Raw genomic sequence first — 21,750 nt, 5'->3', positions numbered from 1 at the left:
GAAGCCGCGGCTTTTTACATATAGAAGGAGTGGGAAAACATGACAAAAGCACTACAGCCTGCGCTCGACAGGACATATATAATGAAAATACTCGAAGCCTTATTGGCGACGCCGAGCCCAAGCGGGTTTTGTATGGAGATCGTAAAACGGGTGCGAGCCGAGACGGAGAAGCTAGGCTTTGCGCTGGAGACGACGCCCAAAGGCAATGTCGTCATTACGTTGCCTGGAGCGGACCTCGAAGCCGGCGGCACGCTTGCGTTGACTGCGCATGTCGACACGCTCGGAGCGATGGTGCGTTCGATCAAGCCGAACGGGATGCTGCGATTTACATCTGTAGGCGGCTACGCGATGCAGACGGTAGAAGGCGAGTATTGCCTCGTGCATACCCGCGACGGGCGAACTTACGAAGGTACGGTGCTGTCGACGCAGCCTTCCGTTCACGTTTATGCCGACGTGCGGGACCAGAAGCGGGAAGAAGCGAACATGGAGATCCGAATCGACGAGCTGGTCGGCACGAAGGAAGAGACGGAGAAGCTCGGTATCGCTCCGGGAGACTTCGTTTCCTGGGATCCTCGGACCAGGATTTTGCCGAACGGGTGGATCAAATCTCGGCATCTGGACGACAAGGCGAGCGTCGCCGCTCTGTTCGGGTTGATGGAATGGCTGAAGCGCGAAGGCGTTTAACCGGCCAGAACCGTCAAAATCGTTCTATCGACCTATGAGGAGGTCGGACATGGCAGCTCCTACATCCCGCCGGACATTACGGAGCTGATCGCCGTCGATATGGGCGCAATCGGCGACGATCTGTCGACGACGGAGCGGGACGTCTCGATCTGCGCCAAGGATTCATCAGGCCCGTACGATTACGGGATGACGTCCAGGCTGATTGAGCTGGCCCGCCGCGAGAAGCTTCCGCACGCCGTAGATATCTATCCCTTCTACGGATCCGACGCCTCCGCCGCTTTGCGCGGAGGCAGCAACATTCGCGCGGCGTTGATCGGCCCCGGCGTGCATGCTTCGCACGGAATGGAGCGAACGCATGCGGACGCCGTAGCGAACACCGCCGCACTGCTGATTGCCTATATAATGGACAAAGGAGAAGATGACAGATGAGCAACCTGACTGAACGACCGTCTAAGGAAGAATACGGTGAACATTTCGGCACGTATATCGACGCCGTCCCCCAAGGAAATATCGTCGATATTCTGGCGGAGGATTTGAAATCGACCTCCGAATTTCTGTCGGATCTTCCGCTGGAAAAGGCGGAGTACCGTTACGCCGCGGACAAATGGACTATTAAAGAAGTCATCGGACACATCGCCGACACCGAGCGAATTATGAGCTACCGCCTGCTTCGCATTGCACGCGGAGACAGTACGCCGCTTCCAGGCTTCGATCAGGACGAGTACATGAAGCATGTCAACTTCAATGCCAGCTCCTTGGCCGATCTGATCGCGGATTACATCGCTGTTCGCAAAGCGACGTTAACGCTCGTTCATTCGCTGGCGGACGAAGCATGGGGCAGGAAAGGAACGGCCAGCAATAGCGTCATGAGCGTCAAGGCGCTTGCGTATGTCATTGCCGGTCACGGAATCCATCATATTCAGATCGTGAAGGACAAATATTTGGCTTAAAGCGGATTTTCCGCTTTATTTCCGGCTACCGGACTAATTCGGCACGAATAAAGCGGGTTCTCCGGCTTATTTTCCCAAAAAGCTGCTTTTCCGGAATTTAAGACGGGTAATCCGCTTTATTTTCCTAGGAATGGTCGTAGCCTCAAATTTTAGACGGATAATCCGTGTTATTTCCGGCTCTATCGCTATCCGTCGTCCAATCGGCTCTTCATTCGTAATCCATATCGTCCAGCAACTTGATCGGCCGCCGTTCCGCCTTGCCTGCGGAGCGCGGCCGTTTTCCTTTGGAGCCGGCTTTGGCGGCGGACGACCGTTCTTTGCGAGCCAGATGGGCCAGCTCCTTCTCCGTCTTGCGGTAATTGGCGAACCGCTTGGCGTCAAGCTCGCCGCTGTTCAGCGCTTCAAGCACAGCGCAGCCGGCCTCGCCCTCATGTCGGCAGTCCCTGAAACGGCAGCTTTCGGCAAGCTGCTCGATGTCCGAGAAAGCTTGCTGCCAGCCTTCTTGGGCGTCCCACAGCTGTAGCTCCCGCATACCCGGCGTGTCCATGACAAGCGCGCCGTTGTCGAGCAGAAACAGCTCGCGGTGAGTCGTCGTATGACGGCCGCGCGCATCGTCTTCGCGGATTCCTTGCGTAAGCTGCAAGCTGTGGCCGGCAAGCCAGTTCAGAAGCGTAGATTTGCCGACGCCGGACGAGCCGGTGACTGCGATCGTGACACCGGGCCGCATATAAGCTTCAAGTGCTTCTTTGCCTAAGCCGGTTAATGCGCTGACACAGTGAACCGGCACGCCAGGAGCGGCATCTTCGACTTGCGCGGCGAAATCGTCCCGTTCCGGACATAGATCCGACTTGGTGAGCAACACGACGGGGGAGGCTCCGCTTTCCCAGGCGGCGATCATATAGCGCTCAATTTTCCTCAGGTTAAAATCTTGATTCAGCGCGGTCACGATAAACAGGTAATCGAGGTTGGCTCCCACGATCTGGTCTTCGATTACGGCTCCGGCAACTTTGCGAACCATCGCCGAGCGTCGCGGAAGCACTGCATGGATGACCGAGCGATTCTCGCCGGGCAGCGGCTCGGCGAGCACCCAATCGCCAACGGCAGGGTAATCGCCCCGTTTGGCCGCAAGAAACTCGAACTTCCCGGTGACGGCGGCGCTGTGAATCCCGCTTGGGGTCATAATGTTGTACGAGTGCGAGAACTGGGCGACAACTCTCGCGGGCGAACATTCGCGAGGCGGCTTCTCCTGCGCCGCCAGCGTTTGCTGCCATTCCTCGTTCCAGCCGTAAGCTGTCAGTTGATCATTGCTTGTAACGTTCATATTGTAAATTTCTCCTTGTGATTTAAATTTGGCCTGGGGCGTGTCTGAAAACCCGCTCAGGGGCACCTTTCGCCGCCCTCGGAGTATTCAGACACGCCTTAACGAAGCAAAATAACCGCAGGGAATCCCTGCGGCTGGTCTGCGCGACGAACGAATCGGCGCACAAAAAAACCGCTCGGAAACCGGATGGTCTCCGAACGGCCTGCATCTGCAATGCGGTTAAGCATACGTTAAAATCCGTCTGCCTAAGCGAATGGCATTACAGCGCAACATTCCGTAGAGACCGAGAGCTATGCTCGCGAACAACCGACGTGGCAACCCATGTGTGAATGATGTTCCGCATATTCCTCAGCCTCCTTGCGTGTAATATGGTGCTATTATAATCAGCCTTTATTTTCCTTGTCAAGTCAAAAAAAGCCTGATATCAACGTTTGAAGATTTATTAACCGGATGGTATAGTATGTAGGCTGGACATACAAACTCATTTTTGGATGGAGGAAACAACTAAAGTGAACACCGCAGACAACGCAGCGGGGCCACAGTTTAAGGAGCTGGAGAACGTCAAACGATTGCCGATATTGATCACGTTGATCATTGGCGCGTTCTTCTCGATCTTGAATGAAACTCTGCTCAATATCGCATTTGTAGACTTGGTGAAAGATCTTGAAGTACCCTATACGACGATTCAATGGCTGTCCACTAGTTATATGCTCGTTGTAGGCATCCTAATTCCGGTATCCGCATTGTTGGTACAATGGTTTACGACTAGGCAAATGTTCATTGGCGCGATGGTGCTCTTCTCCATCGGAACGCTGGTGTGCGCGATTGCGCCGGGTTTTCCGGTACTGCTCGTCGGCCGAATCATTCAAGCGTTCGGCACCGGCCTGATGCTGCCGGTTATGATGAACACGATTCTCGTGCTGTATCCGCCTGAGAAACGCGGCGCGGCGATGGGAAGCATGGGTCTTGTCATTATGTTCGCCCCGGCGATCGGACCTACGCTGTCCGGCCTTATTCTCGAGTCGCTTAACTGGCGTTGGCTGTTCTACCTGGTGCTGCCGTTCGCCATTTTGTCCGTTCTTATCGCTACCGTCTACCTGAAGAACGTGTCCGATGTGACCAAGCCCAAAGTCGACGTTCTGTCGATTATTCTGTCCACGGTCGGTTTCGGCGGCATCGTCTACGGCTTCAGCAATGTGGGCGATCCCGAAGGAGCGGGTTGGTCCGAGCCTAAAGTGTATTGGACCTTGATCGTTGGCGGTATTGCTCTTATCTTGTTCATATGGAGACAGCTGGTGTCGAAGCAGCCGATGCTTAACCTTCGCGCCTTCCTGTCGCCGATGTTCTCGCTCAGCACCGTGCTTCTCATCATCGTCATGATGTCGTTGTTCTCGACGTTGATGCTGCTGCCTATTTTCCTGCAGCAAGGATTGTTGATGACTGCCTTCGCGGCGGGAATCATCTTGCTTCCGGGCGGTATTCTGAACGGCTTCCTGTCGCCTGTAACCGGCAAGCTGTTCGACAAGTTCGGCCCGCGCGTGCTGGCCATTCCGGGCGCGCTCATTCTTGTCGGCGTCATGTATCTGTTCACGACGATCGATCTGGAGACAACGAAGGGAACGCTTATCCTTTACCACTGCATCATGATGGTTGCCATCTCGATGATTATGATGCCGGTGCAGACGAACGGTCTGAACCAGCTGCCACGGGCTTATTACCCGCACGGAACGGCGATTCTTAATACGCTGCAGCAGGTATCCGGCGCGATTGGCGTTGCGTTCTTCATTAGCATTATGACCAACGGAACTAAGGATTATATCACCAACCCGCCTGTCGATGTCAACTTGGAGCAATTGCCAACGCTTGCGCTTAACGCGGGTATTCACAACGCGTTTAAGATCGGCATGGTGTTCGCAGTCGTTGCGGTCGTTCTCTCACTGTTCATCAAGAAGACGAAAGCGCCTGAAGCGGAAGTTCAGCAGAAGGCCGCTTTGAACCCGAGCAAAGGTTAAGCGAATACGATTGAAGGAGCTGTACTCCCGGATTCGGGGGTACAGTTTTTTCTTGTGCTGCACGATTGAAGCAACTTGTAAAGCTGCGTTCACCCGATGTTCATATTGCTTTCCTACAATTTCGGCATATCGACTGGCGAAACAGGAAGGAAGATGAACCTAATGTTGAACGTATTGAATCGAGTGACAGGTTGGGCAAGCAGTCGCAAAGGAGCGATAACGGTTTTGCTGGCATGGCTGATCGCAATTGTCGCGCTTACGGGGGCGGCCCCTTCGGCAAAAATGTATTCCGTAAGCGCGGGGGAAGGCAGCGTGAGGGACGATACGCTGTCCGCAGAGGCTAAGCGGGTTATGGAGGAACGTTTTCCTTCCGAGGACGGGCTGCCGGCGCTGGTCGTTTTTCACCAGCCTGACGGAATCGACGCGGACGGCCGATCCCGCATCGGCGAGTTTAGTCGCTGGCTTGCATCGGGCGACAAGCCGGCCGATATGACTAGCGCGCTTCCTTTCCATGAGCTGTCTGCCGAAGTTCAAGAGCGGATGTTTTCCCAGGATGGCACGACGATGGTGTATAGCTTTTCTTTCAAGCAGGGACTAGCCTCCGATCAAGTCTACGAAGCGCTCGGTCAAGTGCGGGAATGGCTGGATGGGCATTCTCTTCCGGGTCTGCGAGCGGAAATTACCGGGCCTGCCGGAATCGCTGCCGATACGTTGGCCCTGTTCAGAAACACCGACTTGGTGCTGCTCTTCGCCACGATTGGCTTGATTCTGGTGCTGCTGATCGTTATTTATCGTTCTCCGCTGCTGGCTCTGATGCCGCTTGTCATTGCAGGTGTCGTCTATCAAGCGGCAGATCGTTTAATCGGTCTGGGCGGCAAGAACGGTTGGTTTGTCATCGACAGTCAGGCGTTATCCATTATGCTTATTTTGCTGTTTGCCGTTCTTACGGATTATTGTTTATTTGTATTTTCTCGATACAGAGAGGAGCTGCGCAAGGTTGGCAGCCAGTTTGAAGCGATGAAGCTGGCGATGTCCCGCGTAGGCGAGCCGATCCTGTTCAGCGGCGGTACCGTGCTGGTTGCGATGCTGGCTCTGCTTGCAGCATTGTTTAAGCCGTATCACAACTTCGCCCCTTTGTTCGCCATTGCGATGGCGGTCATTCTGCTTGGTGGGCTGACGCTGATTCCCGCCGTTTTCTCCTTGCTTGGACGCAGAGCGTTTTGGCCGTTCGCGCCGCGTTTGAAGGCCGGGGAGAAGATTGGGCGCCAAGGGCTGTGGGCGAGAATCGCAGCCTCTGTCGTCAAGCGCCCCGCTGCCTATGCCGGGGGACTGCTTGTCCTGTTGCTGCTCGCCTCCGCTAACGTCGGAAGCTTGCACTATTCGTACAATTTGCTAAAGTCGTTTCCGGAGGAGCTATCGTCGCGCCAAGGCTTCGAGCTGTTGGAACGACATTTTCCGAAAGGCAAGCTGGCTCCGGTTTCCGTCGTATTGGAATCGACCGAAGAGCTAGCGCTTAACGAAGAATTATTCCAAAGATTAATGGCATTAACGAATGCGATGCGACAGACCGTCGGCATCGATACTTTAACGCCGGAGGTAACGTCGGAGATGGCCGGTCCGGATTCCGGGCTCCCTCGGAATTTCCTGTCGGAGGACAAGCGGGCGATCAAATGGGAAGTCACGTTGGCGGATAATCCCTACGATGCTGAAGCGCTCCGCGTCATGGACGGCCTGCGGCAAAATTCCGCACGGCTGTTGCAGGAGAATGGACTGGGCAACGGGAAGTATAGTATTCATTTTGCGGGACAAACGGCCGAGCAGCTTGATGTCAGCCTCCTGAACAAACGGGATACCGTTGTCGTGTTTTCGCTAATCGCCGTTTTGATCTTGATCATGCTGCTACTTCAAACCCGCTCGCTATGGATGGCGCTGCTGATGCTCGGCACGATATTGCTGTCTTATGCTGCCTCTCTCGGACTGGGCTGGATGATCTTTAGCGGAGCGCTCGGGTACGAGGCGATCAGCTATCGGATTCCGATGTATACGTTTGTGTTTCTGGTCGCGCTAGGCGTAGATTACAACATTATGCTCGTATCCAGAATTCGCGAGGAGGCGGCAAAGAGAGAATGGAGGGAGGCCATCCGTCACGGGGTTGCGCATACGGGGAGCGTTATTTCCTCGGCAGGCATTATCCTGGCCGCGACATTCGCGGTATTAATCACGCAACCGATGCAGGAGTTGTTCCTGTTCGGCATTACGATGGCGATGGGCATTGTGCTGGATACGTTCGTCGTGCGCGGAATTTTGCTTCCCTCGATTCTGGCTTGGATCGGAAGAAAAACGAAACAAACTGCAAACGCTATGTCCAAAGGCGATATAGGGGCTTAGAAGCAAGCGAATTTACATCAGGAGGAGGGCGGGAAGATGAGAGTGCAACTGCTGGTTGCCGACGACGACCCGTACATTCGGGAACTGTTAAGGCTGCTGTTCAGAAAAGAGGGCTATACGGTTCACGAGGCCGAGAACGGCGAGCAAGCTTCCGCTATTCTGGATAAAGAAACGATTCACGCAGCAATCGTCGACATTATGATGCCGGTCAAAAACGGCTGGGAGCTGTGCGAGGAGATCCGCAGAGACTACGATATTCCGGTGCTGCTGTTGACGGCCAAGGGCGGGCTCGACGACAAGGAAAAGGGCTACTTGTCCGGAACCGACGACTATCTCGTGAAGCCGTTCGAGCCGAAGGAGCTGCTCTTTCGCGTCAAAGCTCTGCTGCGCCGATACCAGGTCGTGTCCGCCGAGCTGATTCGCTTAAACCGTACAGTCATCGACCGCAACAGCTATGAGGTCAAGATAGGCGGCGAAGTCGTCGCTATTCCGCTAAAGGAGTTTGAGCTGCTGGCTCAGCTGGCAAGCCATCCAGGACGGATTTTTACGAGAGAGCAGCTGGTTCAGTTGATCTGGGGAGCCGATTACGAAGGAGATAGCCGAACGGTCGACGTGCATATCAAACGGCTGCGAGAGCGGTTTGCCGAGCAAGCGGACGATTTCGTCATTACGACGGTACGCGGCATCGGCTATAAAGTCGAGGTTAAGGCGGAATGAAAACACTGTATTTGCGGATCGTCGTTACATTTGTGCTTATCTCCTTGGTCAGCAGCTTGTTTGCGTTATGGATCGCGGGTTTTTATTATCAATCTCAATTAAAGGACGAGAACGAGCGGAAAGTGACGCGTATCGGCGAAGAGATCCGAGCTTTATACGGGCAGACTTCGGGGCTGGACTTTGACGTCTACCTCAAGCATATCGCCAATATGGGGTTCCAAATTTATGCGGTGAACGAGCGGCTTGAGGGCGCTTATTACGGCAGGCCCTTCAAGCACGAGAAGCTTGAGCCCGAACAAATTCGAAACGTGCTGGCAGGGGGGACCTACGACGGCATTCGGAAGGAGCGCGGACTTCTGCTCGGCTTTTTCGAGAACAGTCTGCGCAATAGCGTCGGATTGCCGATCCAGGTCGGAGAACAGAGCTACGCTCTGTTCATCCGGCCGGACCTGGAGCAGCAGATCGGCGAAATTCGCCTATTTATGGCCGTATTGATGGGAGTCGCTTTTATGAGCAGCGTGGCGCTGATCGTCATTTTCTCCCGATCCATCGTCAGACCCGTCAAGCATTTGACGCGGGCAACGCATCAAATCGTCGGCGGCCATTACGATGTCGCTTTGAACGTATCGCGGCGGGACGAGATCGGCAACCTGGCCCGCGACTTTACGGCAATGGCGCAATCGCTGAAGCAGCTTGACGAGATGAGGCAGGAGTTCGTCGCCAACGTCTCTCACGAAATTCAGTCTCCGCTGACCTCCATTCAGGGCTTTGCGCAGACGATACTGGATCGGGAAGCGACGCCGGAGGAAGCGGAGCGCTATCTGACCATTATCGTCAAGGAAAGCAACCGACTATCCTCCTTAAGCAAGCAGCTTTTGACGCTGGCGGCGTTGGACAAGGAAGCCGGGTTAATTCGCAAAACCTCGTTCCGCTTGGATGAGCAAATTCGCCAGGCGCTGATCGTAACGGAATGGCAGTGGAGCGAGAAGCGATTAAACGTCGAACCGGAGCTGGCCGAAATCGTCGTGTCCGCCGATCCGCAGCTTCTGTACCAGGTGTGGTTTAATTTGATTGTTAATGCCATTAAGTTTTCCCGTCCCGGCGGGACGATTCGAATCGAAACGGCGGTTGAACGGGAGGTCGCAGTAACTGTAACCGACACCGGCATCGGGATCGGGGAGGAGGAGCTTCCCCATATTTTCGAGCGTTTTTACAAGGCGGACAAGTCAAGGACTCCGGCCCGTTCCGGCAGCGGACTGGGGCTGGCCATCGTGCGCCGAATCGTCGAGCTTCACGGAGGAAGCGTCTCGGTAAGCAGCAATCCGGGCGAAGGAAGCGCGTTTACAGTTCGACTGCCCTATCGTTAAGCCGCTATGCTGCCTTTTCCATTTCGGATTGAGGACCCGTATAGGTTATACTAGAGATTGACGCCTAATCTTTCCATACGAGGTCATCATCCATGAAAACAATGAGAACAAGGTACATCGCCGCTCTGTCGTTAGTTGCGATGGGAGTCGGTTTTGTCGTCACGCTGCTGCTGCCCTATCATCCGGTGACGGAGCTGCTGAAGGGCGGCTTCGAAGCGGGGCTCGTCGGAGGGTTCGCGGATTGGTTCGCGGTAACGGCGCTGTTTCGTCATCCGCTCGGCATTCCGATCCCGCACACGTCGCTGCTGCTCAAAAACCGGGACAAAATTTCCCGATCGCTCATATCCGCGCTGGAAAACGAGCTGTTGAACAAAGAAAGCATTAAGGAAAAGCTGAAGCAGTTTCAATTGATGAAAACGGCGGGCACGGGGCTCGTTCGACTGGTCGCCAAACGCAGCAATCGGGTCGGCGTCCTGAAGCTGGCGCACGCTTTCTTCGCCCGGCTGCCCTTGGAGACGTTCGCGCCTTACATGCAGCGCGCAATTGCGGAGGCGGTTAGTCGGATCGACGTGAAGCCTATGGCGGACAAGGCGGTAGAAGCCGTCATTCGGGAGCGGATGGACGAGCGCGCGCTCGATTACGCGCTTAGACAGGGTGGACTGTGGGTAAGCAAGCCGGAGACGGCGTACATGCTCGGCTCGATCGCCATGCAGAAAGTGTCCGAAGCGAAGGTCGGCGGGTTTATGGGCTTTGCGGTGCAGGCTTTCGCCGGATTTATGAGCGAGGACAAGCTGGGTGGGATGATTCAGCAGCTACTGCTGTCGAGCATCCGGGATTTGCTCATGCCCGGAAACGCGAACAGGGACAAGCTGTTGACGGAAATTCGCCGTCAGTTGAGAGAGGCTGCAGACAACGGGGCACTACTATCGCAGGGCAAATCTTGGGTCTTGGACAAAATCGAGCATCCGGACAGCGGTCAGTTTTTGCTGGACCGTCTGGAGTCGCTGCGCCAATCGATACTTTCGGCGCTGGAGCAGGAGATGGAACGGGGCGGGCGCAAAGTCGTCTCCGCGCTCCGCTATGTCGTGCGCAGGCTTCAGGCCGAACCCGAGACCGTGGAAGAGGCGGAACGCAAAGTGCTCGGCTTCGTCGCCGACGCCGTGGAAGCGAACCATTATCGCATCGGGCTGCTGATTAAAGACAACATCGACAAGATGAACGACAAGCAGCTCGTCGAGATGCTGGAAGAGAAAATCGGCGGCGATCTCCAATGGATTCGCGTCAACGGCGCTCTGTGCGGCTTCCTGATCGGCTTAGTGTTATCCGGCATTCAGTTGTTGAGTTGAATGGAGTTAAGCGGCGCAGCCCTCAAGCCCCGATTCTATAGTTGGAGATAAGGCGGTTTTCCCGCTTTATTTCCGGCTACCGGGCGGATTCGGCATGAATAAAGCGGTTTTCCCGCTTTAAATTTCAATAAATCCACTTTTCTCGAATTTAAGACGGAGAAACCGCTCTATTTCCCGCAAAATGGCTATTTCCCCATATATAAGCCTGCTTTTCCGCTTTATCGCATGCTGCGCAACCGACTCTCCCCCCGTCCGAAACTAGGGCGTGTATGCAAACCTGCTCAGGGGCGTCTTTCACCGCCTTTTCTCCCCTGCTTCGTCACTTTTGCTTGACGTACCCCCGGTACGTCTTCACAAAAGTTTCTCGCATGGAACGAAAATTCGGCAAAATCTGCTATCCTCGGAGTCTGCATACACGCCCTAGGGTTGATATCGAACATTTCACTTTATTTTCTCCTACCTCTCAGACCTTGCCCCGCCTCAATTAGGTTTCGTCTTTCTGCTCAAGAATTTTTCAACATGACGGACAGAAATTAACGGTAATCCGCAAATCGCTAATCCCGATATACATTTTTATAGTGGAAAATAATCAAAATGTCGGCTACACTTAATTGAGAATAATTCTCATTAATTAATTAGGGAGGGAGCAGGAATGAACGCCTCCTTGGATACCATCTATCAGCTTTATTTCGATACCGCTCCTTTTTCCCGCATCGGCCCGACGACTTATTCCCTCTCGCCGTCCGTAGGGGAAGGGACGATCCATCGATTAAGCACCTACAGCGGGATTGAAATCGTGTATTCGGAGTATCGGCTGCATTCGCGGCAGACGAACCGCTTTGCGACGCGGGAGCGGATGGTCGAGCTGCAGTTCGCCATGTCGGGACGACGCTCCGCAAGCATATCCGGGTTGGATTTTACGTTGGAGAGCGGCAAGGGGGCTTTGCTGCTGATGCAGGATTTCGACGTCAAATTCGATTTCGGCTGCGAGGAGCCGATCTGTTCGTTCGCGCTCGGCATTCCGGTCGAGCTGTTCGAATATGCGATGTCCGCGCTTACGCGTCCGGTCAACCGGCATTTCGAGCGGCTGACGGAGGGAGCCGTCTTTAAGCAGCTTGACTTCGTGCCCGACGAGCGCGGCTTGAATCTGGCGAATCAGCTGATCGGCGAGCTGCGAGGGACCGGACGATCTCCGCTGTTGATGGAAGCGGCCGCTTACGAGCTGCTGAACTTGTACTTTATGCAGCTGTTCGATCCGGTGCCCGTCTGCGAGGGACTGTCGAGGGAAGATCTGCGTCGGGTGCGCCGGGCGGCTGAAATTCTCGAAGCGGAGATGCGGCACCCGCCGTCGCTGCTTGCGCTGGCGAAGCGGGTGGGCATCAACGATTTTAAGCTAAAAAAAGGGTTTAAGGCCATTTTCCAATCCACCGTGTTCGATTACTTGCGGCAAATCCGGATGGACCATGCGATGAAGCTGCTGCGCAGCGGACATTGCAACGTCACGCAGGCGGGGATCGAGACCGGCTACAGCAATATCAGCGCCTTCTCCGAGCAATTCGGCAAAACGTTCGGCATCAAGCCTTCGGCGGTCAAACGGATCTATTAGCGCGGGGACGGCGCGCACGAATAATCCGTGGAGCGGCAAGAAAATCCGTACAGAGGCGGCGAAAGGCCGACCTCTCCTGTATCGTTTAGTCCAGACGAGAGAAGGAGAGGAGAAGCATAAGATGTTCAGAATCAAAGCCAGTATTTTTTTCAGCGTATTCGTAGCCATGCTCAGCCTGATGCTGATCTCGCCGATCATGCCGCCGCTTATTCGCGAGCTTGGCTTAAGCGAAAGCCATTCCGGATGGATCATTTCGCTTGGCTCCGTATGGATGGCGATCATGGCTCCGATCTGGGGCCGTCGGAGCGATACGAGAGGGCGGAAGCCGATCATTTTAACGGGATTTATCGGAATGGGCGTAAGCTGCCTGTTGTTCGCGCTGGCGCTGTACTCCGGTCTTAAGGGCTGGATCGCCGGCGGTATGCTGGTCGCGCTGCTTATCGTCACGCGCAGCATGATCGGTCTGTTTATCCCCGCAGTACTGTCTTCGGCGCAGGCCTATATGGGCGATGTCACCGAAGGACAGGAGCGTACGGCCGGCATGGCGATCATTAGCGCGGCGAACGGCATGGGACTGGTGTTCGGTCCGGCCATCGCGGGGGCTTTCACCGGAATCGGGCTGCTGTGGCCGCTTTATTTCGGCACGGCGCTGTCGTTCGTGGCGTTCGTCGCAGCGCTGCTGTTCATTCCTCCGGCGAAGCCGATCATGCAAGAGAAGCCGCCAAAGGTTAACCCGTTCCAATCCGGACTGCGACTTTATTTGCTGGCGGGTTTCGTGACAATGACCGCGGTGATCGGCATTCAGGTCGTCGGCGGATTTTATTTTCAGGACATGCTGCATCTGACCGGACAGGAAACGGCACGTATGCTGTCCGTCGGACTGATGCTGGCGGGAGTCGCCATGCTGCTTGTACAGGTCGTTCAGATGAAGTGGATGAAGCTTCAACCCAAAACGATGATGTTGGTCGGGTCGTTGTTTATTTTGCTCGGTATGCTGATCTTTCTCTATTCGGAAAGCAAAGCTTACTACTATTTGGCGTTTTTCCTGTTCGGGGTAGGTGCGGGCATGTCTATGCCGGGGTTTATGGCGGCGGCCTCGCTCTCCGTATCGAAGGAACAGCAGGGCGGCGTGGCCGGCCTGATCGCATCCGTCCAGGGCATAACCGCCATCGTAACGCCGATCGTCACCACCACGCTCTACCAAGCGGACAAGAGCCTGCCGTTCTGGCTCATTATCGCGCTGAGCGCAGCGATAGTCCCGGTGCTGCTGTTCGTTAAAGGCAGAGCTTCGGCTAAGCCTTCGGCCAACGAGGGGCTTGCGAGGGAATAAGGGGGGCTATCCAGGCGAAGGCGATCGAAAGTGACTCAGCCCCGCCGATAACTCGCCGGAGTCGTACCCGTAAGCTTCTTGAAGACGCGGTGAAAATGGGGCAGACTCTCGAAGCCGCAACGCTCGGCGATCAGGCTGACGTTGTCGTCGCTGGCAAGCAACTGCTCCTTGGCCAGCACGACGCGTTTGGCGTTGACGTAATCGGTCACATTCATGCCGGTAATCTGCTTGAACACCCGCGAGAAATGCGCACCCGTGACGGACGCTTGCTTCGCCAGAGCGGCGAGGCCGAGATCGGATGCAGGGTGCGCCGCGATATAGTGGAGCACGTCCTTCATCCATTGTGGGCCGATGCCGGATTCGTCGCCATCGTCTTCCAATAGGCTGTTCATATGGCGGTTGATCAACAGCAGCCACTGCTGCAGCAGCAAGTTGACGGCATGGCGATAGCCGACCGCTTTGTTCTCAAGCTCTTCGCGCATGCGCTCCATCGCTTCCTCCGTAGCCAAACGGAGCGGCTTGTCGAGCTCCAATCGATAACGCTTGCGCTTGCGAGCGAGGTCGAAGCAGCGTAGGCTGCTGTACGACTCGCCGATATCGTCGACGGAGACGAAGTTCGGGGCGAAAAAAACGGCAGTCGAGGTCACCGGATCTTGAGCGTCCTGAAACGAGCGATGGATCGAATTGCCCGGCACAAGCAGCAGATCGCCGGCTTTAATGTCGTACAGCTTCTGATCGATGAAGAACGTCGCTTTGCCTGTGTAGACGTAAAAAAACTCATATTGATCGTGCAAATGGTCCGGCAGCTCTCGCTCCGGGCTTTTCTTATCTCTATAGACGAATTGGAACGGAAACAATGGCTCGCTCGCGAACGGTTTGCGGTAAATTTTCATCGGATGCGTCTCCCTGACATGCGTTATGCTTAGAACATATCAAAATTGAGTATATTTTCGCAAGGATTAAACCTTTTTACAACGATTATAGCTGATAAAATAAAAGCAATAGGACGACGACAACTCCCGGAATCGGGAGCGGTTTAGGCATGCAAGGGAGAGGTTACATGAGAATCGACGCGCATCAGCACTATTGGAAAATCGAACGAGGCGACTACGGCTGGATTACTCCGGAGCTGCCTACGCTGTACCGCGACCTGTTGCCGGAGCACCTTCGGCCGTCCCTTTCCAGGCATCGCATAGATGGAACGATTGCGGTACAGGCAGCGCCGACAGTGGAGGAGACGGAATATTTGCTGGGGCTTGCAGCGCGGGAGCCTTCCATATTAGGGGTAGTCGGATGGCTCGACCTGCACGATCCGAACCATCGGGAGCATTATCGGCGGATGGCGGCCCATCCGAAATTCGTCGGCTTCCGCGTGATGATTCAGGAGATGCCGGACGCTTCCCGCATTTTGGAGCCAGCGTTCGTGGAAGCGCTTAGCTCTTATGCCGAGGAGGACGTCCCGGTCGATCTGCTCCTCCGCTCGGATCAACTGGGGCCCTTGATCCGACTGCTGCACCTCGTCCCGAACTTGCGCGGAGTGGTCGACCATATCGCCAAGCCCGCCATCGCCGAGGGACGACTGGAGCCGTGGCTGTCGCAGATGAGCGAGATTGCCGGACATCCCGGCATCTATTGCAAGCTATCGGGCATGGTGACGGAGGCCGATCACGCGGAATGGCAGTATGAGCAGTTCCGGCCATATGTGCGCCATACGCTGGAGCTTTTTGGTCCAGAGCGCGTTCTCTTCGGAAGCGATTGGCCGGTGTGCCTGCTTGCCGCAGAATACGATGAAGTGTTCGAAGTGATCGAGCGGAGCTTGCCCGAACGTTGGGGAGCGGCGGAGCGCGCCCGTCTGTATGGACTTAACGCAAAGGAGTTTTATAAACGATGAACAAGCTGAATCGACAACAATTGCAGATTGTGGACGCTATGGCGGCAGGTCGGATAACCGATAATGCGCCGGTGACGGTGCTGCAAATTGGAGAAGGCAACTTTTTGCGCGGTTTCTTCGATTGGATGGTGCAGACGAGCCGCCAGCAAGGTTTGTTTGAGGGAGCGGTGGCGGTGACGCAGCCGAGACCGTCGGGCAAGCCGAAAATCGACGCGTTAAACGCCCAGGATCGGCTGTATACGCTGATGATTCGAGGAATCGAGCAGGGGAAGCCGGTAGAGCGCAGGGAGATCGTCTCCGTGTTCGCGGAAGCGTTCGATCCGTACGACGATTGGCAGCGGATGATCCGGCTGGCGGTCAGTCCGGAGCTGAAGCTTGTCGTCTCCAATACGACGGAGGCGGGGCTTGTCTATCGACCGGAGACGCTGACGGAGGGCGAACCGATCGTGTCCTTCCCGGGGAAAATCGCCTACCTTCTCTATCGCAGATACTTGGAGTACGAAGGGGCGGCCGATCGCGGTCTGCTGTTTCTTCCTTGCGAGCTGCTGGAGCGCAACGGAGACGCGCTTAAGGAAAGCGTGCTGCAATATGCGGCCGATTGGGGATTGCCTGAAGCGTTCCGGGAATGGGTGCGAACGGCTAACCGTTTTCTGAATTCGCTCGTGGATCGAATCGTGGCCGGCTATCCGGATGAGGAACAGGCCGAAGCCTGGTTCGCCGAGTGGGGGTATCGCGACGAGCTTCTTTGCGTAGCGGAGCCGTACCATCTATGGGCGATAGAGGGCGAGCCCGAGCTTGACGAGCTGCTGCCCTTTGCCAGTGCGGGTCTGAACGTCGTATGGACGGACAGTTTACAGCCCTATCGGGAGCGCAAGGTGCGAATTCTGAACGGAGCCCATACGCTGATGACGCCGCTAGGCATTCTCAGCGGAACGGAGCATGTTCGCGAGCTGATGGAACACGAGAAGCTTGGAGCATTCGTCAGATCGACCGTGCGCGAAGAGATTATTCCGTCTTTGCCTTATCCGCAGGAAGAGATGAACGCGTACGCCGAGGTGGTGTTCGACCGCTATATGAACCCGTACGTCCGCCACAGATTGGCCGATATTGCGATGAACAGCGTCAGCAAGTTCAAGGCGCGTCTGCTTCCCTCGCTTGAGCATTATGTACAGAGCGGACAGTCGATACCAAGCGGGTTAGCCAAAGGATTGGCCGCGCTGCTTCGCTATTATCGCGTTCGGCGCGAGGGGAACGAGTATAGAGGGGCGGCGTTTGACGGACGCGCATATACGGTGCGAGACGATGCGGCGGTATTGGAAGTTATGGCAGCAGAATGGGAAGAGGCGCAGCGAACGGGAGAAGCGCCGAGACGGACGGCGGAACGGCTGCTCGCTTGTGAGAAGCTGTGGGGAACGAATTTGGCGCAGTGGCCGGGCTTGACGGAAAAAGTGGAGCAGGCGTGGGCGGAATGGACGAAGGAGGAGCAGGCATGAGGGAATGGCTTCGCGTATCGGAGCGCGACCAGGTCGTAATTGCGCTAAGAGCTATGGCGGCGGGAGAGACAATCGTTCTGGAGGACGGAACGCAGCTGACGTTAACCGAGGACGTGCCCGCAGGGCACAAAATATTGACGAGACCCGTCGCGGAAGGCGACGATGTGCTCAAGTTCGGCTATTCGATCGGGAAGGCGAAGGCCGACCTGCGGCCGGGAGCTTGGGTGCACACGCACAATTTGCGAACGGGGCTAAAGGGGCTGCTCGACTATAAGTACGAGCCCTCCGCCCGGACGGCAAGCGCCAAAGCTGCGCCGAGGCAAACCTTCCAAGGCTATGTTAGAGCAAATGGAGAAGTCGGCATTCGCAACGAAATCTGGGTGATCAATACCGTCGGCTGTATCAACAAAACGTGCGAAATCATTGCCAATCGCGCGAACGCGATGTATCGCGGGCGCGTGGACGGCGTCTATCATTTCTCCCATCCGTTCGGCTGCTCGCAGCTGGGCGACGATCTGCGCTTTACTCAGAAGCTGTTGGCGTCGTTAGCCAACCATCCCAACGCGGCAGGCGTGCTCGTCGTCGGACTCGGCTGCGAGAACAATCAGATCGAGCAGTTCAGGCAAGCGATCGGAGAATCGGACTCGCGCAGAATCAAATTTATGAAGTCGCAGGAGTTGGAGGACGAGCTGGAAGAGGGACTGGCGCTGGTCGAACAATTGGTGGAATACGCGGAGACGTTCGAGCGGGAGCCGGTACCGGTTTCCAAACTGAAAATCGGCCTGAAGTGCGGCGGTTCGGACGGCTTCTCCGGCCTCACGGCCAACCCGCTTGTCGGCTCGCTGTCGGATCGGCTGATCGAATTCGGAGGCACGGCGATCTTGACCGAGGTTCCTGAAATGTTCGGCGCGGAGACGATTCTGATGAATCGCGCTGCGGACGAAGGCGTGTTCGGGCGGATCGTATCGCTGATCAATGACTTTAAGCAATATTTTATCCGGCACAATCAGGAAATTTACGAGAATCCGTCCCCGGGCAACAAGGCCGGCGGCATTACGACGCTGGAGGAGAAATCTCTTGGCTGCACGCAGAAGGGCGGCAACTCGATCGTAACCGATGTCGTGCCGTACGGCGAACGGGTGCGCAGCGCCGGGTTGAATCTGCTGGAAGCGCCCGGCAACGACCTCGTATCCGTCACTGCGCTGACCGCGGGAGGCGCTCACATCGTCTTCTTCACGACGGGGAGAGGAACGCCGTTCGGCGGACCCGCGCCTACCGTGAAGCTATCGACCAACAGCGAACTGGCCCAGCGCAAAAAAAACTGGATCGATTTCGACGCCGGCCGCCTGTTAAAGGATGAAAGTATGGAGGAATTGACCGACGAGCTGTGGGAGCGGACGCTCGCCATCGCTTCCGGAGAGGCGCGCACGCTGAACGAAGAGAACGGTTTTCGCGAAATCGCGATTTTCAAAGATGGAGTGATTCTCTGATGAAAAAACGCAAGCTGGGCAGAACGGGATTGGACGTATCGGTGCTAAGCTTCGGGGCGTCCTCGCTCGGCTCCGTCTTCCGGGAGACCGACGACGCCGAGGCGATCCGCGCCGTTCACGCCGCGCTGGACAGCGGCATCAATTATATCGACGTCTCGCCGTATTACGGGCTGACGAAAGCCGAGTCCGTGCTGGGCAAGGCGCTTAAGGACGTTCCGCGCGACCGCTATTTGCTGTCCACGAAAGCGGGCAGATACGGTCCGGACAGCTTCGATTTCAGCGGCGGCCGCATCCGGGCGAGCCTGGAAGAGAGCTTCGCCAGACTCCATACCGACTACGTCGATATCTTGTTTTTGCACGACATCGAGTTTGTCCCGGCGGACATCATTTTGGAGGAAGCCGTGCCGACGCTGCACAAGCTAAAGCAGGAAGGCAAAATCCGCAACTATGGCATTTGCGGATTGCCGCTTTCGCTGTTTGAACAACTGATCCCGCAGATCGACGCGGATGCCATCATCTCGTACTGCCATTATTCGCTTAACGATACTTCTCTGCTTCGCCTGCTCCCGCTGCTGGAGAGCCGGGACGTCGGTCTTGTCAACGCCTCGCCGTTGTCCATGGGCTTGCTTAGCCTGCGCGGAACGCCGGACTGGCATCCTGCGAGCCCCGAGCTGAAAGCCGTTTGCCTGCGTGCGGCAGAGCATTGCGCGAACCAGGGGGAGAACATCGCCAAGCTGGCGGTGCAGTTCTCGACGGCCGACGAGCGCATTCCGACGACGCTTGTCAGCACGGCCAGCCCGGACAACATTCGCGACAATGCTCAATGGGCGGAGGAACCTATAGATGCGGCGCTGCTGCAGGAGGTAAAGGACATTTTGGCGCCCGTGCGCGATCTGACCTGGACAAGCGGCCGACCGGAATATAACGAAGGCATTACAGGATAAGGAGGCGGGACGATGTTCGGAATTGTATGCGCGGAGGTGGGGCGCTTTGAGCCGATTGAGCTGCCCGAGCCTGTGTTGGGGGAGGACGAAGCGATTGTCGGCATCAAGAGAGTCGGCATTTGCGGCACCGACATTCATGCTTTTGGCGGCAATCAGCCGTTCTTTACCTATCCGCGGGTGCTTGGCCACGAGCTTGCGGGAATTATTGAGCGCATAGGGGAGAACAAAGCGGGTTTGGCCGTCGGCGACCGGGTCGGCATTATTCCGTATATGCATTGCGGGAAATGCGGCGCCTGTCGCCGCGGCAAAACGAATTGCTGCGTTTCTATGAAGGTGCTGGGGGTCCATATCGACGGGGGCATGAGAGAGCGCATCGCCGTGCCGATCTCGCATCTCGTTCGGGCGAACGATCTGACGCTTGACCAAGCGGCCGTGCTGGAGCCGCTCAGTATCGGAGCGCATGCGGTGAGAAGATCGGGGCTTCAGGCGGGAGAGACGGCGCTTGTGATCGGGGGCGGGCCGATCGGGCTCGGCGTAATGGCGTTTGCTCGTCATGCCGGAGCCAGGGTCGTCGCTATGGATGTGAACGAAGCTCGGCTTGCTTTCTGCCGATCGTGGGCGCGCGTTGACGAGACGGTGAACGCGAGAGGGGACGCGCTCGACGAACTGACGAGGTTGACGAACGGAGAACTGCCGACGGTCGTGTTCGATGCGACCGGGAACGCGGCTTCGATGGCTGCCGCCTTCGGCCTGACCGCGCATGGCGGAACGCTGGTCTACGTCGGTCTCGTCAAAACCGACATCGCTTTTCACGATCCGCTTTTTCATAGCCGCGAACTGACGCTAATGGGCAGCCGCAATGCGACGAGAGAGGATTTCGAGACGGTGTACGAAGCGGTGAGAAGCGGCTCCATCGACGTAGAGCGATACATTACGCATAGAGCGCCGATCGGCGACATGATCGAGTCTTTCTCGGACTGGATGGATCCGACGTCGGGGGTCATTAAAGCGATGGTGGAGTTGTAGGTTAGCGCCGCCAACCCGCAGATGGCGCCAAAGCCGCTACTGAGAAGCTGCTAAATAAACGGAATACAATCTGTAAGCGCAGATAGTAAGGGGCCGCACCATAAGCAGGGTCGTACAAGATGATCGATAAAGAGAAGGTGCACATGCACGAACACTCTCTATCGATCTTTTTTTGTACGACTTTTTGCTTATGGTACAGCCCTTTTAGGGAGTTCAGGCGGCTTCTGCGGAAGTGGAGGCAGCAGGAATGCCGAGCGATTCCGTCCGCATATAGAGCAGCAGGCCAACGATGACCAAAACGCCGCCGATAAGCTGGGACGTCGTCAACATTTCTCCGAACAACATCAGCCCCAACAGACTGGCCCCCACCGGCTCTGCAAGTACGGTCATCGAAATGGTCGTCGGGCTAATAAATTGCAGCAGCCAATTAAAAATCATATGGCCGAGCACAGTTGGAACGATGGCGAGCAGGATGAAAATGAGCCATTCCGTCGGCACATAATCGATGACGTTAATTCCAAGAACGGCATTATAAATCGCAAAGCAGACGAAAGCGATGGCGAACACGATCAGACTGTACAAATAAGAAGAAACTCGCCTGAGAATGACTTTGGCCACCAGCATGTTCACGACGACCGCGAGCATGCCCGTGAAGCTTAGCATATCGCCCTTAAACGCTTCGCCAGAGATGCGGAAATCCCCGGAGCCGACAACGAAGGCCCCTGCCAAAGCGAGGGCGAGTCCGAGCAGCGGCAGCTTGCCGATTTTATCCTTGAACGCAAAGTAGGCGCCGATCATAACGAAGACGGGTTCCAGCGTGAGAATAATCGTGGAGCTTGCAATCGACGTGTAATTAAGCGAAGCCATCCAGAGCAAGAAGTGCAGCGCCAGAAAAAATCCGGCCAGCCCGAGCAAGCCCCAATCCTTGCGCGAAATCGAAGATACCGATCGCAGTTGGCGATGGCCGAACGGCAGCATCAGCAGCACTGTGAACAGCATGCGGTACATGCCTTGGACAGATACCGGAGCATCGGAGTAACGGACGAGAATCGGAGCGAAGGAAATGGCGATCATTCCCACGATTAACGGAAGGAGAACCGGAATAGGCGCAGATGACGATTTGTGATTCATGGTTGAGATCCTTTCCTTATCTTGAAGCAACCTTACCATTGTAAGGCCGAATCG

Annotated in this window: 16 protein-coding genes and 1 pseudogene; 14 read left to right on the top strand and 3 right to left on the bottom strand. The window is 56.0% G+C overall.

The window, feature by feature from the left end; translation table 11 throughout:
* Positions 1-39: 39 nt before the first annotated feature.
* Together J4772_RS15530 and J4772_RS15525 are read left to right on the top strand one after the other, a co-directional pair.
* Positions 40-1,113 (top strand): annotated as a pseudogene (locus tag J4772_RS15530) (M42 family metallopeptidase).
* Positions 1,114-1,118: 5 nt separating this feature from the next.
* Positions 1,119-1,634 (top strand): DinB family protein, encoded by a 516-nt coding sequence (locus J4772_RS15525; RefSeq protein WP_209077194.1) that lies wholly within the window; start codon positions 1,119-1,121, stop codon positions 1,632-1,634.
* Positions 1,635-1,842: 208 nt separating this feature from the next.
* Here the strand turns inward: J4772_RS15525 and rsgA are convergent, their stop codons facing one another.
* Complete coding sequence (gene rsgA / locus J4772_RS15520; protein WP_209075988.1) at positions 1,843-2,955, bottom strand: ribosome small subunit-dependent GTPase A; 1,113 nt, start codon at positions 2,953-2,955, stop codon at positions 1,843-1,845.
* A gap of 509 nt (positions 2,956-3,464) precedes the next feature.
* Here rsgA and J4772_RS15515 point away from each other — a divergent pair.
* From J4772_RS15515 to J4772_RS15485, 7 genes are all read left to right on the top strand, one after another.
* Positions 3,465-4,967 carry an MDR family MFS transporter gene (locus J4772_RS15515; RefSeq protein ID WP_246016667.1) on the top strand — a complete coding sequence of 501 codons (1,503 nt, stop codon included), beginning with the start codon at positions 3,465-3,467 and terminating at the stop codon, positions 4,965-4,967.
* 162 nt (positions 4,968-5,129) lie between these two features.
* The gene (locus J4772_RS15510; RefSeq protein ID WP_209075986.1) at positions 5,130-7,355 is read left to right on the top strand and encodes an MMPL family transporter; all 2,226 of its coding nucleotides are present in this window, start codon (positions 5,130-5,132) and stop codon (positions 7,353-7,355) included.
* Between the two features lie 36 nt (positions 7,356-7,391).
* Positions 7,392-8,072: a response regulator transcription factor gene (locus J4772_RS15505; RefSeq protein WP_116063079.1), complete on the top strand. Its 681-nt coding sequence runs from the start codon at positions 7,392-7,394 to the stop codon at positions 8,070-8,072.
* A complete protein-coding gene (locus J4772_RS15500) occupies positions 8,069-9,439 on the top strand; it encodes a sensor histidine kinase (RefSeq protein ID WP_209075984.1) in 1,371 nt (456 codons plus the stop codon). The genes J4772_RS15505 and J4772_RS15500 overlap by 4 nt, the downstream gene beginning before the upstream one ends.
* A 92-nt stretch (positions 9,440-9,531) precedes the next feature.
* Complete coding sequence (locus J4772_RS15495) at positions 9,532-10,785, top strand: DUF445 domain-containing protein (protein WP_209075982.1); 1,254 nt, start codon at positions 9,532-9,534, stop codon at positions 10,783-10,785.
* Positions 10,786-11,437: 652 nt separating this feature from the next.
* Complete coding sequence (locus J4772_RS15490; protein ID WP_209075981.1) at positions 11,438-12,391, top strand: helix-turn-helix transcriptional regulator; 954 nt, start codon at positions 11,438-11,440, stop codon at positions 12,389-12,391.
* A 121-nt stretch (positions 12,392-12,512) separates the two neighbouring features.
* Positions 12,513-13,721, top strand: coding sequence for an MFS transporter (locus J4772_RS15485; protein ID WP_209075979.1), 1,209 nt, complete (start codon positions 12,513-12,515; stop codon positions 13,719-13,721).
* A gap of 35 nt (positions 13,722-13,756) precedes the next feature.
* On the opposite strand, the gene J4772_RS15480 is transcribed toward J4772_RS15485, so the two are convergent.
* Complete coding sequence (locus J4772_RS15480; RefSeq protein ID WP_209075977.1) at positions 13,757-14,614, bottom strand: AraC family transcriptional regulator; 858 nt, start codon at positions 14,612-14,614, stop codon at positions 13,757-13,759.
* Between the two features lie 167 nt (positions 14,615-14,781).
* Between J4772_RS15480 and J4772_RS15475 the strand changes: the two genes are divergently transcribed.
* The 5 genes from J4772_RS15475 to J4772_RS15455 are packed head-to-tail and all read left to right on the top strand — an operon-like array spanning position 14,782 to position 20,565.
* Complete coding sequence (locus J4772_RS15475; protein WP_209075975.1) at positions 14,782-15,612, top strand: amidohydrolase family protein; 831 nt, start codon at positions 14,782-14,784, stop codon at positions 15,610-15,612.
* Positions 15,609-17,105 carry a tagaturonate reductase gene (locus J4772_RS15470; RefSeq protein WP_209075973.1) on the top strand — a complete coding sequence of 499 codons (1,497 nt, stop codon included), beginning with the start codon at positions 15,609-15,611 and terminating at the stop codon, positions 17,103-17,105. The genes J4772_RS15475 and J4772_RS15470 overlap by 4 nt, the downstream gene beginning before the upstream one ends.
* On the top strand, positions 17,102-18,595 hold the full coding sequence (locus J4772_RS15465; protein ID WP_209075971.1) for a UxaA family hydrolase: 1,494 nt from the start codon (positions 17,102-17,104) through the stop codon (positions 18,593-18,595). The genes J4772_RS15470 and J4772_RS15465 overlap by 4 nt, the downstream gene beginning before the upstream one ends.
* Entirely contained in the window at positions 18,595-19,539 is a 945-nt protein-coding gene (locus J4772_RS15460) for an aldo/keto reductase (protein WP_209075969.1), read from the top strand. The genes J4772_RS15465 and J4772_RS15460 overlap by 1 nt, the downstream gene beginning before the upstream one ends.
* Before the next feature lie 12 nt (positions 19,540-19,551).
* A complete protein-coding gene (locus J4772_RS15455) occupies positions 19,552-20,565 on the top strand; it encodes a zinc-binding alcohol dehydrogenase family protein (protein WP_209075967.1) in 1,014 nt (337 codons plus the stop codon).
* 213 nt (positions 20,566-20,778) lie between these two features.
* Here J4772_RS15455 and J4772_RS15450 read toward each other — a convergent pair whose 3' ends face one another.
* Positions 20,779-21,696, bottom strand: a complete 918-nt coding sequence (locus J4772_RS15450) for a DMT family transporter (protein ID WP_209075965.1) — start codon at positions 21,694-21,696, stop codon at positions 20,779-20,781.
* Positions 21,697-21,750 lie beyond the last annotated feature (54 nt).

The sequence above is a fragment of the Cohnella sp. LGH genome, assembly GCF_017671885.1.
In the GTDB taxonomy this organism is placed as follows: domain Bacteria; phylum Bacillota; class Bacilli; order Paenibacillales; family Paenibacillaceae; genus Cohnella; species Cohnella phaseoli.
The sequence above is the reverse complement of the archived record's forward strand: the minus strand, read 5'-3'. Positions and strand labels throughout refer to the sequence as shown.